Source organism: Myceligenerans crystallogenes (genome assembly GCF_039529775.1).
In the GTDB taxonomy this organism is placed as follows: Bacteria; Actinomycetota; Actinomycetes; order Actinomycetales; family Cellulomonadaceae; genus Myceligenerans; species Myceligenerans crystallogenes.
Genome location: NZ_BAAANL010000002.1, coordinates 500,626 through 514,241 on the forward strand (window position 1 = coordinate 500,626; position 13,616 = coordinate 514,241).

Here is a 13,616-nt window from a genome sequence, read left to right on the forward strand (position 1 = left end):
CCCGGCCCCGGCCGGGACCGCCCCCGAGAACGGCCGCTACGGCCGCAGCCGCACCGGAACGCTCACGTGCCCGTTGCTGATCAGGCTGGGCACCCGCTGCAACCTCTCCCGGGGCGTGGCGAGCGCCGCGTCCGGGAACCGCGCGAAGAACTCCCGCAGCACCGTCGCCACCTCGAAGCGCGCCAGCGGCGCGCCCAGGCAGAAGTGGACGCCGTGCCCGAAGGCCAGGTGCTCCTTGCTCGGCCGGGTGGCGTCGAAGAGGTGCGCGTCCTCGCCGTGCCAGTCCGGGTGCCGGTTGGCCGCGCCGAAGGAGGCGAGGATCGCCTCCCCCTGCCGGATGGCGCGGCCGTCCGGCAGCTCGACGTCGGTCACCGCGAACCGCAGCGGGAGGTGCTTGATCGCCGCGGAATGGCGCAGCGTCTCCTCGACCACGTCCTCCCAGGTGGAGCGGCCCTCGCGGACGTGGGCGAGCTGGGCGGCGTCGGACAGCAGCGTCGTGATCGCCTCGTCGATGACGGTGGACGTGGTCTCGTAGCCCGCGCTGATCATGAGCAGGAGCGTGTCGCGCAGCTCGGACTCGCCGAGCGCCGAGCCGTCGCCGTCGCGCGTGGTGATGAGCACCGAGGTGAGGTCGTCGCCGGGCGCGGCGCGCTTGGCCTCGATCAGCCGGTCGAGCAGGCCGTAGAGCGCGGTCGTGTTCACGGCCGCCTCGTCGGCCGTCAGGTTGGTGGCGAAGACCTTGTCCACGACGGTCCGCAGCTCCTCGTGGTGGCCCTCCGGCACGCCCATGAGCTGCCCGATGACGGCGATGGGCAGCGGGAAGGCGAGGTGTTCCCGCAGGTCGACGACGCCGTCGTCGTCCGCCGCCCCCTCGACGTCGTCGAGGACGGCCCGCACGAGCGTCTCGACCGCGGGCTGCAGCGCGACGATGCGGCGCGCGGAGAACGCCGGCGCGATCATGCGGCGCAGCCTGCCGTGGTCGGCGCCGTACGCGGTGAACATGTTGGTCACGGCCACCCAGAGCACCAGCGGCCAGCCGGCCAGGGCGTCGGCGAAGCCCGGCCAGTGCAGGCGGGCGTCCTTGGAGACGCGCCGGTCCGTGAGCAGCTGCTTCAGGAGGGCCGGGTCGGACACGGACCAGGCCTGCACGCCGAGGACGTCGACGAGGGTCGCCGGGCCTCTCTCGTAGAGGGAGCGGTACTCGGAGTCGGGATCGGATCCGTGGGGATCGAGGACGAGAACCTGGTGCTCGGACACGGGCACACCTCTCTCAGCGGGGGGGGACTGCGGCAGCAGGAACTACGACAGCGGGAACGTGACGGGCAGGGCGGTCAGGGAGCGGTGGAACGGCCCGGGCCGCCACACGAGGTCGTCGCGCCGGCCGGCCAGGTCCAGCTCGGGCAGGGCGTCGAGGACGTGGAAGATCGCGGTCTCGGCGATCAGGTAGGCGTGCGAGCTGGCCGGGCAGCGGTGCGGCCCGGCGCTCCAGGCGAGGTGGGCGCGGTTGCCCAGGGCGCGGGTGTCCCCCAGCACGGGGTCGTTGTTGCAGGCGGAGAAGCTGATCACGACGGGCTGGTCGGCCGGGATCAGGTAGCCGCCGACGTCCACCGGGCGGGGCGGGTAGGTCATCCCGAAGTTCGCCAGCGGCGGGTCGCGGTACAGCACCGCGTCCAGCGCCTCGCTCACCGACGCGTCGCCCGCGTGCAGGTCCCCCGACAGGTCCGGGTCGGTGAGCATCGCCAGCAGGGTGTTCACGATCAGGTTGGTCAGCGGCTCGCTGGACGCCCCGAAGATCGTGATGATCTGGTGCGCCAGCTCGGCGTCGTCCAGCCCGGCCTCGTGCGCCGCGAGCCGGGTGGTGATGTCGTCCCCCGGCAGGTCGCGGCGGAAGGCGACCAGGTCCAGGACCGCCCGCGTGAGCTGGTGGTTCCCCTCGACGGCGTGCACGCCGTCGAAGATCTTGGCCATCCCGTCCGCGATCCGGGCCGCGATCTCGTCGGGGCAGCCCAGCAGGTACGTCAGCGACTGGAAGACCAGCGGGAACGCGTACTGGCTCACCAGGTCGGCAGTACCGTCCGCCCGGAACCCCGCGACGGAGGCCGTGGCGATCCGCTCGACCCGCGCGCGCAGCGCGTGCTGGTCGACGGCGTCGAGGGCCCCCAGGTTCGCCGACCGGTACCGCGCGTGCTCCACGCCCGCGTTGCGCAGCGCGTTGGGCCGCCACTCCAGCATGGGCAGGATCGGGTGGTCCGCCGGCATCGACGCCTGCCACCGGCGCGGGTCGGCGGGGAACCGCTGCTGGTCGGTCAGGATCCGGCGGGCCACCTCGTAGCCGATGACCAGCGTGGCCGGCACGCCGGGCGCCAGCTCCACGGGCACGAGCGGGCCGGACTGCTCCCGCATCAGCCGGTAGGCGGCCTGCGGGTCGCGGGCGAACTCCGGCTCGTACAGGGCGATGGGACGGGTCGCGGTTCTCACGGGTCAGGACTCCAGGGCGTGCTGGTCGCGGGCAAGGTGTTCGACGAGCTGGATCAGCGCCTCGATGCACGACGCCGGCTGCCGGGCGTCGCACTCCGTGAGCAGCGTGCCCGCGTCGAGGGCGAGCGCCTCGTGGATCTCGGCCGGCGGGTAGCGCGGCGCGTCGTCGAACAGGTTGACGACGACGGCGAACGGGACGCCGTGGTCCTCCAGCAGCCCGAGGATCTCGTGGGAGGCCTCCAGATCGCGCGGGTCGACGAGCACCAGCGCGCCCAGCGCCCCGATGACCAGCTCCTGCCACAGGAAGCCGAACCGGGCCTGCCCGGGCGTGCCGAACAGGTAGAGCACGAGGTCGTCGCTCAGGTGCTTGCGCCCGAAGTCGACGCCCACGGTCGTGGTCGTCTTGGCCGGCGTCCGGGCGAGGTCGTCGACCCGCTCGCTCGCGCCGGTGACGGACTCCTCCATGCGGACCGGCGGCACCTCGGAGACGCTGGCCACGAACGTCGTCTTGCCCACGCCGAAGGACCCGGCCACGACGATCTTCGCGGACTCCTTGACCGTCGGGGCGACGAACCGGTCAGGCGTGAGCACGGAGGCCATTGAGGACCCTTTCCATGAGGGAGATCGGACGCCGGTCGTCGTGACCCCGGGCGACGGTGACCAGTTCCCGGCCGGCCAGGTCGGCGACGAGGATCCTGGTGATGGAGGACGGCAGGCCCAGCTCGGCGGCGACGTCGGCGACCGACAGGCCGCCGCCGCCCGAGTGGTCGAACAGCCCGAGCACGCGGCGCGCGTCCGCGCTCAGCCCGAGCCGATCGCCCTGCCGCGCGAAGACCAGGCTCTCCAGGCGTACGTCCGCGCTGGGGCGGGTGCGCCCGCCCGTCCGGACGTAGGGCCGGACCTGATCCGGGTCCGGCCGCGGGCCGCTCATGCCCGCGAGACTTCCGGGTCGGCGGCACCGTGCCCGGCGTCGTGCCCCGCGACCTGCCCGCGCGGGACGACGCCCAGCCGCTCGCCGACGCTCTCCGCCAGGCGCAGCGCGGCCTCGCTGATCATGCCGATGTCGGCCAGCGGGCCGTCCGTGCGCACGCACAGCATCGTGTTCTGGCCCGCGGGGATCAGCAGGGAGAGGTGATCGACCGACTCCATGACGAACTGGCGCACTCCCCCGCCCCCGGTCTCCCGGTCGAACGCCCGCGAGGCGCCCCACAGGGTCGAGGCGATGGCGGAGACGCGCTCGGCCTGGTCGGCCGTCAGCCGGGCGGTGTGCGCGGGGCTCATGCCGTCGGAGGCGACGAGCACCGCGCACTCCACGCCGGGGGTCTCCTCGAGGCTCGCCAGGAGCCAGCCGATGTTCTTGTCGCTCATGCGTCGTGTCCTTCGTCGGTTGCGGCGTCAGAGGCAGTGCGGGCGCGCTCGGTGCCGCGCGCCCACGAGGAGATCACGCTCGCCCGGCCCGGCTCGGCGTTCGCCGGCGGGACGAGCGGCGCGGGGCCGGTCGCGGGCCTGCGGGTGCGGACGGCGAGGCCGCTGGCGGTCCTGTGCCGGCTCTCCGGCAGGCTGCCGGCCGCCTGCCGGTCGCCGGCCGCCTGCGGCAGGGGAACCGACGCGAGCGCCGGACGGGTGCCGGCCGTGACCGTCCGCAGGGCGGCGCGCGCGTCGTCGCGCTCGGCCGGGGCCGTGGGGATCGTGTCCGCCGACGACGGCGCCGCGGCCTGCGGCAGCTCGGTGAGCAGTTCCTGGGGCAGCACGAGCAGCGCCCGCGTGCCCAGCAGCGAGTTCGGCGCCTGCACGTCCACGCGGAACCCGTAGGCCGCCGCGAGCGCCGCCGCGACCCGGAACCCGGTCTGCGGGCGGGCGCCGAGCCGGGTGATGTCGTCGGTGCGCTGCCCGGTGAGGATGTCGCGGGCGGCGTCGAGCTGCTCGGGGGTCATCTGCAGGCCGGAGTCGTCGACGACGACGATGACTCCGTGGTGTCCCTGCTCGAAGGAGACGTGCACACGGGACTGCGGGGGCGAGAAGGCGAGCGCGTTGTCGAGCAGGACGGCGAGGGTGTGCACGACGGGCCCGGCGACGCGGGTGCGCACGGCGACGTCGAGCTCCTGGAAGCGGACGCGGCCGTAGCCCTCGACGTAGCCCATGGCGGAGCGGACGACGTCGGTCAGGGACGTCGCCGGCCAGTGCCGGGTGAGCTTGCCGCCCGCGAGCACGGTCCAGCCCTGCCCGGCCATGAGCATCTGCTGGACGGTGTGGTCGATGCCGACGAGGGTCTCGAACGCGTCGTCGTCCTCGTGCCTGCGGATGCCCTCGGAGACCTTGCGGCTGGTCCTGGCGGCCATGCCGACGAGCGTGGCCGAGACGCTGCGGACGGCGGCCTCGGTGGAGCGCACGGCGGTGGCCCGGACGCGGGCGATCTCCTCGTCGGCGGCGGCGCGGGCCGCGCGCAGGTCCTGGTCGGCGGCGTGCCGGAGGGCGGTCATGCTCCGTTCCCAGCGGCGGTGGGTGAGCCAGACCCAGATCGCGGCGCCCACCGCCAGCAGCGCTGCCAGCAGGGCGAGGAGGGTCAGCAGTGTCTCAGTCATCGGGCTCCCGCCGGATTCGGGCACGGTCGATCTCGGGCGTGGTCAAGGGCCGGGTGGCGGCGCGTGGAGGGGTGGTCGCACCGGCGCGGGCCGGAGCGGTGTGGCGACACGTTAGCGGCAAAACGGACCCCTGCGTCCATCACAGGCAGGATCTTGACAACCGGACGCCGGATCAAGAAAACCCTGGACAACGGGCGGGTTGCCGTCCGGCCTCGGCTACCGTGATCGGATGAACGACCATGCTGTCCGGGCGGCGTCGCCCGGACCCGGTTCCGGCCCGGGTGGCGTCGTCGTGCGATCCGCGACGCTCGCCGACGTCGGCGCCCTCGTCGATCTGGTGACGTCCGCGTACCGCGGCGACGCGAGCCGCGCGGGCTGGACCACCGAGGCCGACCTGCTCGACGGCGACCGGATCGACCCCGCGATCCTGCGCGCCGACGTGACGCGCCCGCGCAGCAAGGTGCTCGTCGTCGACGACGACGCCGGGCGCGAGCGCACGCCGCTCGCGTGCGCGCACGTGGCGGTGTCCGACGGCGCCGGGTACTTCGGGATGTTCGCCGTCCGGCCGGAGCGGCAGGGCGCCGGCGTCGGGGGCGCGCTGCTCGCGGAGGCCGAGCGGGTGGCACGCCGCGAGTGGGGTCAGGACGTGATGCGGATGCAGGTGATCTCCGCGCGGACCGACCTGATCGCCTGGTACGTGCGCCGGGGGTATCACCGCACGGGCGAGCTCAGGCCCTTCCCGTACGGCGACACCCGGTTCGGCCTCCCGAAGCGCCAGGACCTGGTGTTCGAGGTGCTCGAGAAACGCCTCTGACGGATTCTCACCTGCCTTCCGGATCCGGGACGAAGGGCGCCAGGCTGCGGCGCTGGATGGCGGCGGCCATGACGTCGGGGAACAGGTCCGGGGTGCAGGCGAAAGCCGGGACGCCGAGTTCGGCGAGCGCCGCGGCGTTCGTGCGGTCGTAGGACGGCGCGCCCTCGTCGCTCAGCGCGAGGAGCACGACGACCTGGACGCCGGCGGCGGTCATGCGGGCGACGCGGCGCAGCATCTCCTCGCGGACGCCGCCCTCGTAGAGGTCGCTGATCAGGACGACGATCGAGTCCGACGGCCGGGTGACCAGACCCTCGCAGTAGGCCAGCGCCCGGTTGATGTCGGTGCCGCCGCCGAGCTGGGTGCCGAACAGCACCTCGACCGGGTCGTCGAGCTGGTCGGTCAGGTCCACGACGTTCGTGTCGAACACGACCAGCGACGTGCGCACGGTGTGCATGGACGCCAGCACCGCGCCGAACACCCCCGCGTACACGACGGACGCCGCCATGGAGCCCGACTGGTCGATGCACAGCACCACGTCCCGCTGCACACCGCGCTGCGACCGGCCGTACCCGATGAGCCGCTCCGGGATGATGGTGCGGTACTCCTCCTGGTAGTGCCGGAGGTTGGCGCGGATGGTGCGGTTCCAGTCGATCTCGTGGTGCCGCGGGCGGTTGACGCGGGCGGACCTGTCGATGGCGCCCTTGATCGTGGAGCGGGTGCGCTCGGCGAGTCTGGCCTCGAGGTCCGCGACGACCTGCGCGACGACGGCGCGCGCGGTGGAGCGGGCCTTCTCCGGCAGGGCGTTCTTGAGCGCGAGGAGGGTGCCCACGAGGTGCACGTCCGGCTGGACGGCCTCCAGCATCTCGGGTTCGAGCAGGAGGCTGCGCAGGTCGAGGCGCTCGATCGCGTCGGCCTGCATGATCTGGACGACGCTCTGGGGGAAGTACTCGCGCACGTCGTCGAGCCAGCGGGCGACCCGGGGCGCCGAGGAGCCCAGGCCTCCCGAGCGTTCCTCCGGGGTGCCGCCCTGCGCGCTCGCGTCGCCCGCCTGGTAGAGGGCGGCGAGCGCCCCGTCCATCGCGGCGTCGCGGCCGGTCAGGGTGCAGGCGGTGCCGTCGCCCTGGCCGCCGCCGAGCACGAGGCGCCAGCGGCGCATCCGTTCTTGCGGGGTCGTCATCGTTTCTCCAGGATCGTGGCCAGGACCCGCAGCACGCGGGCCACCCGGGCCGGGTCGAAGGTGAGGGATTCGCCGGGGGCGCCGTCGTCGCGGCCCGCGACGCGTTCGCCGACGGCGCGGCGCTCCGGGGCGTCGAACCTCGCGAAGGAACGCCGTAGCAGCGGCAGGACCTGCTCGAACGCGTCGGCGTGCAGGGTGCTGAGCCAGTGGTCGACGAGGGCGAGCAGTTCGGCGTCGTGCACGAGGATCAGGCCCGACGAGCCGACGAAGCCCTCCACGAACGCGGCTCCCGTCGTGGCGGGCGTGCCCGGGCTGAGGAAGCGGGACAGGCGGGTCTGCGTCTCGTCGGAACTCGCCGCGCGTTCGTCGCGCAGGATGCGGGCCATCCAGCCCGCGACGAGGCCGTGCAGGTCCGGGCGGTCGGCGAGGCGGGACAGGGTGGCGAGCCAGTCCTCGCGGAGACCTGCGGCGGCGGGTTCCCGGCCCAGGAGGGACACAGCTGCCGAGACGTCGCGGAGGCGTGTCACCAGGCGGGCCGCGGCGTCGTCGTCCAGGGCGACGACCGCGCCGGGCAGGGCCGTGCGGGCGCGCGTGACCAGGCCCGTCAGCACGATGCCGAGCGCGCCCGGTGAGGTGCCGCGCACGTCGCCGTAGCGGAGGGTGCGAGCCAGGGCCGGGATCGCGTCGAGGAGGGCGTCCGTGTCATGGCCGAGGGCGGCCTGGTCGCGGAGCGTGTCCAGCAGGGACGGGAGGGCCCCGGACAGGTCTGCCAGCAGGGCGCCTTCCACCAGGAGCGCGATGCCCGGCAGGTCCGCGCCGGCGGCGTCGTGCAGCAGCTTGCCCGACGCCGCCTCGGCGACGGTGGTGCCGTGGACGCCCGCCGCGACCAGGTCGACGGCGAGCGCCGGGTCCCATCGCAGGTGCCACGCCTCCTTGAAGGTGCCCTTGCCGGACGTGGCGGCCAGGGTTCCCCAGCCGACGCCGAGCAGGCCGAGCTGGTGCAGCAGGCGGCTGCGGCCAAGGTCGGTGGGTTTGCGCAGGTCGAGCTCGACCTTCTTCTCCAGGGCCTGACGCGGGAGGCGCAGGGCCTTGGTGCGGGCGGCGAGGTCGCGTTCCAGCGGTCCGGCGGGCGCCTCGGGCGGCACCTCGCCCAGGAGTTCGCCGACCTCGAGGCGGTGGCGCACCAGGGACAGGCGGACGTCGTCGCCGTCGCACAGGACCGATCGGATCGCCTCGGTGGCCTCGTCGAGGCCGGTGGCGGGGCGGCCGCGCAGCGCGGCGAGCGTGTCGGCGAGGCGGACCCCCTCGATGAGATGGGCCGAGGAGACGGGCAGGCCCTCCTCGCGCAGCAGGCCGGCGGCATGGGTGAGCCACCGTTCCACGGGGCGATCCGTCGCGGTGAACATGTGGTGGTACCAGCCCGGGGAGGTGACGCCCGCGCCGTAGCCGGTGCGGACCGCGAGCCTGCCGTGCGACCACGGGACCCAGGTGACGGTGGCCTTGGACCTGCCGCTGTCCTTGAGTTCCTTGAGGAAGGGGCGCAGCGCCGCGGTGTCCTGGGCGGCGGGCGGGAGGTCGCCGGTCAGGGCGGGGACGTGCCACGCCCCGCAGACGACGGTGATCCGGCGGGCCCCGTCCTTGATCGCGGCGCGCAGGCGCGTGCGCATGTGCGCCTCGCGCAGGGCGTCGCGGCGGAGGATCGGCTCGTCCTCACGCAGCGCCGCCATCGCCTCGGCGACGGCCTCGAAGACCGCCAGGTCGCCGGTGCGGTGCTCGACGAGATCCTCCCACCAGCGCTCGGCGTCGCCGTAGCCCGCGGCGGCGGCGAGGCGGCCGAGAGGGTCCTGGTGGACCGGAATCTCGGCTTCGGGTTCCGCGCGTACGACGGTCGCGTCATCAGGGTTCTCGTCGTCGGGAGTCTCGTCCTCGCCGTTCCCGGCACCCGCGTTCTCGTCGCCGGCCTCGATGATGTCGTCCAGGGCGAGATGCGCGGCGGCCGGAAGGTCGATGAACCGGACCGGGACGTCGTGCGCGGCGGCCCAGGTGAGTGCCTGCCACTCCGGTGAGAACACGGCGAACGGCCAGAAGGCGGAGCGCGGGCGGCCGGCGTCGCGGGTCATGACGTCGGCCTCGTCAGCGGTCTCGCTCGCCGGCGGGTCCCCGCTGCCCGCCTCGGCCGTCCTGCTCGCGGACCGCTTCGGGGGTTCCGCGTAGGCGAGCAGGGCGACCGGCGGGACGAGGCCGGGATTGCCCGCCAGGGCGGCGACGTCGTCGGCCTCCGGCGGGCCCTCGATCAGGACGACGTCCGGCCGGAGTGCCTCCAGCGCCCGCGCGACGGACCGGGCGGAGCCCGGGCCGTGGTGGCGGATGCCGAGCACGTCGACGCGCGTCTCGGTGGCGGCGGTCACCCGTGCTCCCGCGCGGCGGTGTAGAAGTCGTGCCAGCCGTCGCGCTCGCGGGCGACCGTCTCGAGGTACTCGCGCCAGATCGGGCCGTCGTTCGCCGGGTCGCGCACGACGGCGCCGCGGATGCCCGCCGCGACGTCGGACGGACGCAGCACGCCGTCACCGAAGTGGGCCGCGAGCGTCATCCCGGCCGTGACCACGGAGATCGCCTCGGCGACCGACATCGTGCCCGACGGGCTCTTCAGCTTCGTGCGGCCGTCGGCCGTGACGCCGTCGCGCAGCTCCCGGAAGATGGTGACGACGCGGCGGATCTCCGTCGCGGTGTCCGTGACGTCCGGGATCTCCAGGGCGCGGCCGAGCGAGGCGACGCGGCGGGAGACGATGTCGACCTCCTCGTCCACGGTGCCCGGGACGGGCAGCACCACGGTGTTGAACCGGCGGCGCAGGGCGCTGGACAGCTCGTTGACGCCGCGGTCGCGGTCGTTCGCCGTGGCGATGACCGTGAAACCCTTCGCAGCCTGCACCTCCGTGCCCAGTTCCGGGATCGGCAGGGTCTTCTCCGAGAGGATGGTGATGAGCGTGTCCTGCACGTCCGACGGGATGCGCGTCAGCTCCTCGACGCGGGCGACCGCGCCGGTCTGCATGGCACGCATCATCGGGCTCGGCACGACGGCGTCCGGGCTGGGCCCCTCGGCCAGCAGCTTCGCGTAGTTCCAGCCGTAGCGGATCGCCTCCTCCGGCGTGCCGGCCGTGCCCTGCACCAGGAGGGTCGAGTCGCCGCTGACGGCCGCCGCCAGATGCTCCGACACCCAGGTCTTGGCCGTCCCGGGCACGCCGATCAGCAGCAGCGAGCGATCCGTGGCCAGGGTCGCGACCGCGACCTCCATGAGCCGCCGCGCGCCGATGTACTTCGGCGTGATCCGGTCGCCGTCGCCCAGCAGGTAGGTCACCACCGCCTGCGGCGACAGGCGCCAGCCGGGCGGGCGGGGCCGGTCGTCCTGCTGCGCCAGGAGGTCGAGCTCCTCGGCGTAGACGTCCTCGGCGTGGGGACGCATGACGGCCGGCGCGGTGTCGGTCAGGGTCACTGGTGCTCCTTCGGGGTGGTCAGGCTCTGGGTGGTCAGGCTCTGAGTTGTCAGGTTCTGGGTCGGCAGGTTCAGTTCGGCGCGGATTCCCGCGGTGGTCGTCATGTCGTCCGCGAGGTCGCGGACGTAGCGGAACGAGTCGTCGTGGTCCGCGAGGTCGCGGATGCGGTCCAGGTAGCTCAGGGGCAGCGCGCCGCGCGCCGCGAACGCCACGTTGTTGACCCAGCTCTTCCCCGCCCCGTGCGGCGGTGTCAGGTAGGTGACGACCGCCTCGCAGAGGTCTTCCGGCCAGGGCTTGGCCACGGCGTCCAGGAGGAGGTCGATCCGCACCATGTCGTCGCTCCCGGACCGCAGCACGGCGACCGCCAGGACGACGGCATCCCGGGGCTCGAGCGCGCGGGCCAGCGCCTCCAGCCGGTCGGGGAACCGGCCGTAGCCGCCGCGGGGCTCGACGACGAGACGCGCGGCGAGCTCGATGTCACCGGCACGGACGGCGGCCTGCGTGAGACCGCGGCCCAGCTCCGCGGCGAGGTCCGGCTCGATCTCGCCCCGCACGAGCTCGGCGGGATCCGCGGCAAGGCCGGACCACGCCTCCCGCGGTGCCGCCGTGACGACCTGCTCGAACCACCAGGCACGCTCCCCCTGCCCGGCCGACGCCGGCTTGCGCTCGACGCCGTCGCGTCGGAGCCTGTCGTCCAGGTCCTCGGGCAGGGTGACGTGCAGGACACCGGCGTCGTCCCGGGAGACCCACTCGCGGATCCGCTCCCCCATCCGCCGTTCGTGGGCGGTGCCCGGCAGCGCGCGCAGCAGACTCGCGGCGCCGGCCCCGGGGCGGCCGCCGGCGCCGAGCGCCGCCTCCAGCCATTCCTCGTCTGCCGGTTCGAGCGTCTTGTGCACCACGGGGGCCAGCAGGGCCAGTTCCATGGCCCGCAGGCCCGCCCAGGCCTCGGCCAGCAGGTCGCGGCTCGCCGCGGGGTCGTGCGTCCGCAGCGCGGTCAGGTACCGCACCTTGGCGTGCACGTCGCCGCCGTCCCACTGGGATCGGTCGAGCGATTCCGTGGCCGGCAGAGCCCGGTCCCGCGCGGTCACGGCCGCCTCGACCCACGTCCAGCGGTCCGGGTCGTGGGTGGCCAGCCACAGGGCTCGCGCGCCGCCGAGCTCGAGGACGGCGTCGCGGGCGTCGCGGCGTCGTGCACCGAGATCCAGCAGCGCGGGCAATCTGCCGGGCGGCGGGCGCAGGCCTGACTCGGCCGCCACCCGCACCCACCGCACGGCCTCGCGGTTGTTGTCGTCCGACTTCGTGCCCGACAGGATCGAGTCGATCCGCCGCATCGCCTCGGCGGGGATCAGCGGGCGGTCGTCGGGCCCGGCAGGGACCACCGGTGCGGTCGTCGTCGCCGACGCCGATCCTGCGGCCGACGCTCCCGCGGCAGCAGATCCCGTCGACGCTCGCGCGCCCAGCGCCATGGCCCCGGCCGCGTGCAGCAGTTCCGCCGGGTCCAGGGCCCCCGAGGGAATCACGTCCGCGAACGCGCCGCCGGCGCCGTCGTCCAGCACGCAGGCGCGGCGGTCCGTCCCGACGAGCGCGGCCGAGAGGATCTGGTTCCAGGTGCTCATGCGGCCGCCTTCCTCGTTCCGGCGACGACGCCGTCGGGTGCGTACACGGCCAGCGGGAACAGGCCGTTCGGCGTCCACTCGGCCACGACCGGGCAGGCCTCGCCGCCGGCCGCCGCGAGCATGTCCCACGGGGTGCTCAGCCGGTCGAGCGGGACGCTCACGCCGTCGCCCTCCAGGCGCCACGGCGTCCCGGTGCGCAGCACCGCTCGTACGACCACCGGGTAGCGGTCGAGCCACGGGTCCGTGCCGATCGCGACGGCGAGCTCGTCGAAGGCGTCCGGCAGCGGGACGGACGACGGCGCGGGCTCCTCGGCCTGGATCGTCGCGTACCGTTCCCGGACCAGGGCCCGCAGGGGCAGCGCACCCGGGTAGAAGCACAGGCCGGCGTCGAGGGTCGTGCCGGGGACCAGATCCACCGGCAGCGCCTGGTTCCCCGCCGCGAACGACAGCACGAGCGCGGGACGCCCGGTGTTCCGGCCACGCAGCCAGACGGCGCGGGCGGTCAGCGTGTCGTCCTGGGTGTCACGCATGCCCAGCACGTCCCAGGTGTCCCGGACCGGCGTGCCCGCCAGGACGTCGTCGGACCCGGGAACGAGGCCCAGGCGCGAACGGACGGTGTCCGCGAGCGGGCCGGGAAGCTCGTCGACGCGCTCGGCGGCGGAGACGAGCAGCCGCAGCAGGCCGAGTTCGCCGAGCAGGCGTTCCTCCCAGCCGTTGCCCGACGACGCCGCCGAGCCGCACCGGCGCACGGCGGCGGCCAGCCCGGGTGCCTGGGCGTCGACGAGCCGGGCGGCGACGTCGTCGAACACGCCGTAGCCCGCCCTGCCGAGGCCGGCGATACCGCCGGCGGCCTGGTCGTCGAGCCAGCGGGCGAGATCCGCGACGCCCTGCGCGACGCGCTCGGCGCGCGCCTCCGCGCGACGGCGTGACGCCGCCTCCTGCTCCTCGGTGCGCGGCGCGGACTCGCGCGCCTCCTTCTGCTCCGCGCGGGCGGTGCGCTGCTTCAGCCACTCGGCGGCGAACTGCGCGGGCTCCGCCTGCTCCGCGACCTTCCCCTCGCTCCACCGCAGCAGCAGCGCGATCGCATGCTTGCAGGGAAACTTGCGGCTCGGGCACGAGCACTTGTACGCGGGCTCGTCCAGGTCGATGCACACCTGGTACGGCTTCTTCCCCGACCCGGCGCACTCACCCCACAGCGCGGCGGATCCCCCGCCGCAGCCGTCGTTCGACCACCCGGTGCCCGCCACCAGCTTCCGCGCCGCCGCAAGCGCCTTGGCATCCGGCGCCACCGCCTCCACCTGCGCAGACGTCCATTTTCCGTCCATGGCCCCGAACTGTAGCGGGGGTCACTGACACGCCCGGGGCGCGGCGGTGCGGCCCGGGCGGGGCGGCCGAGCAGGTCGAATCGGCCATAGGCCTGATATCACAGGTAAATAGGTGTTCTTGGCTATCGTGCTGT

Annotated in this window: 12 protein-coding genes; 1 reads left to right on the forward strand and 11 read right to left on the reverse strand. The window is 74.3% G+C overall.

Annotated elements, in window-relative coordinates; translation table 11 throughout:
- Positions 1–36 precede the first annotated feature (36 nt).
- From ABD208_RS07050 to ABD208_RS07075, 6 genes are read right to left on the reverse strand one after another with little or no spacing between them, the layout of a single operon-like run.
- Complete coding sequence (locus ABD208_RS07050) at positions 37–1,257, reverse strand: cytochrome P450 family protein (protein ID WP_344100978.1); 1,221 nt, start codon at positions 1,255–1,257, stop codon at positions 37–39.
- A 42-nt stretch (positions 1,258–1,299) separates the two neighbouring features.
- Positions 1,300–2,478, reverse strand: a complete 1,179-nt coding sequence (locus ABD208_RS07055; RefSeq protein ID WP_344100981.1) for a cytochrome P450 family protein — start codon at positions 2,476–2,478, stop codon at positions 1,300–1,302.
- Between the two features lie 3 nt (positions 2,479–2,481).
- Positions 2,482–3,078, reverse strand: a complete 597-nt coding sequence (locus ABD208_RS07060; RefSeq protein ID WP_344100983.1) for a GTP-binding protein — start codon at positions 3,076–3,078, stop codon at positions 2,482–2,484.
- Complete coding sequence (locus tag ABD208_RS07065; RefSeq protein ID WP_344100985.1) at positions 3,056–3,409, reverse strand: DUF742 domain-containing protein; 354 nt, start codon at positions 3,407–3,409, stop codon at positions 3,056–3,058. Before ABD208_RS07065 ends, ABD208_RS07060 begins: the two co-directional genes overlap by 23 nt.
- Positions 3,406–3,846 carry a roadblock/LC7 domain-containing protein gene (locus ABD208_RS07070; protein WP_344100987.1) on the reverse strand — a complete coding sequence of 147 codons (441 nt, stop codon included), beginning with the start codon at positions 3,844–3,846 and terminating at the stop codon, positions 3,406–3,408. Before ABD208_RS07070 ends, ABD208_RS07065 begins: the two co-directional genes overlap by 4 nt.
- Complete coding sequence (locus tag ABD208_RS07075; RefSeq protein ID WP_344100989.1) at positions 3,843–5,060, reverse strand: ATP-binding protein; 1,218 nt, start codon at positions 5,058–5,060, stop codon at positions 3,843–3,845. The genes ABD208_RS07070 and ABD208_RS07075 overlap by 4 nt, the downstream gene beginning before the upstream one ends.
- Before the next feature lie 229 nt (positions 5,061–5,289).
- Here ABD208_RS07075 and ABD208_RS07080 point away from each other — a divergent pair, with 229 nt between their 5' ends.
- Positions 5,290–5,874, forward strand: coding sequence for a GNAT family N-acetyltransferase (locus tag ABD208_RS07080; RefSeq protein ID WP_344100991.1), 585 nt, complete (start codon positions 5,290–5,292; stop codon positions 5,872–5,874).
- 7 nt (positions 5,875–5,881) lie between these two features.
- Here the strand turns inward: ABD208_RS07080 and ABD208_RS07085 are convergent, their stop codons facing one another.
- From ABD208_RS07085 to ABD208_RS07105, 5 genes are read right to left on the reverse strand one after another with little or no spacing between them, the layout of a single operon-like run.
- Positions 5,882–7,051 carry a VWA domain-containing protein gene (locus ABD208_RS07085; protein WP_344100993.1) on the reverse strand — a complete coding sequence of 390 codons (1,170 nt, stop codon included), beginning with the start codon at positions 7,049–7,051 and terminating at the stop codon, positions 5,882–5,884.
- Positions 7,048–9,459 carry a DUF5682 family protein gene (locus tag ABD208_RS07090; protein ID WP_344100996.1) on the reverse strand — a complete coding sequence of 804 codons (2,412 nt, stop codon included), beginning with the start codon at positions 9,457–9,459 and terminating at the stop codon, positions 7,048–7,050. The genes ABD208_RS07085 and ABD208_RS07090 overlap by 4 nt, the downstream gene beginning before the upstream one ends.
- Entirely contained in the window at positions 9,456–10,541 is a 1,086-nt protein-coding gene (locus tag ABD208_RS07095) for an ATP-binding protein (protein WP_344100998.1), read from the reverse strand. The genes ABD208_RS07090 and ABD208_RS07095 overlap by 4 nt, the downstream gene beginning before the upstream one ends.
- The gene (locus ABD208_RS07100; RefSeq protein ID WP_344101000.1) at positions 10,538–12,157 is read right to left on the reverse strand and encodes a DUF5691 domain-containing protein; all 1,620 of its coding nucleotides are present in this window, start codon (positions 12,155–12,157) and stop codon (positions 10,538–10,540) included. The genes ABD208_RS07095 and ABD208_RS07100 overlap by 4 nt, the downstream gene beginning before the upstream one ends.
- Complete coding sequence (locus tag ABD208_RS07105) at positions 12,154–13,482, reverse strand: SWIM zinc finger family protein (RefSeq protein WP_344101002.1); 1,329 nt, start codon at positions 13,480–13,482, stop codon at positions 12,154–12,156. Before ABD208_RS07105 ends, ABD208_RS07100 begins: the two co-directional genes overlap by 4 nt.
- Between the last annotated feature and the right edge of the window lie 134 nt (positions 13,483–13,616).

What these genes read in the sequence shown, in the direction of transcription:
- ABD208_RS07060 (WP_344100983.1), bottom strand. Translation starts at nt 3,078, where the DNA reads ATGGCCTCCGTGCTCACGCCTGACCGGTTCGTCGCCCCGACGGTCAAG.
- ABD208_RS07065 (WP_344100985.1), bottom strand. Translation starts at nt 3,409, where the DNA reads ATGAGCGGCCCGCGGCCGGACCCGGATCAGGTCCGGCCCTACGTCCGG.
- ABD208_RS07070 (WP_344100987.1), bottom strand. Translation starts at nt 3,846, where the DNA reads ATGAGCGACAAGAACATCGGCTGGCTCCTGGCGAGCCTCGAGGAGACC.
- ABD208_RS07075 (WP_344100989.1), bottom strand. Translation starts at nt 5,060, where the DNA reads ATGACTGAGACACTGCTGACCCTCCTCGCCCTGCTGGCAGCGCTGCTG.
- ABD208_RS07080 (WP_344100991.1), top strand. Translation starts at nt 5,290, where the DNA reads ATGAACGACCATGCTGTCCGGGCGGCGTCGCCCGGACCCGGTTCCGGC.
- ABD208_RS07085 (WP_344100993.1), bottom strand. Translation starts at nt 7,051, where the DNA reads ATGACGACCCCGCAAGAACGGATGCGCCGCTGGCGCCTCGTGCTCGGC.
- ABD208_RS07100 (WP_344101000.1), bottom strand. Translation starts at nt 12,157, where the DNA reads ATGAGCACCTGGAACCAGATCCTCTCGGCCGCGCTCGTCGGGACGGAC.
- ABD208_RS07105 (WP_344101002.1), bottom strand. Translation starts at nt 13,482, where the DNA reads ATGGACGGAAAATGGACGTCTGCGCAGGTGGAGGCGGTGGCGCCGGAT.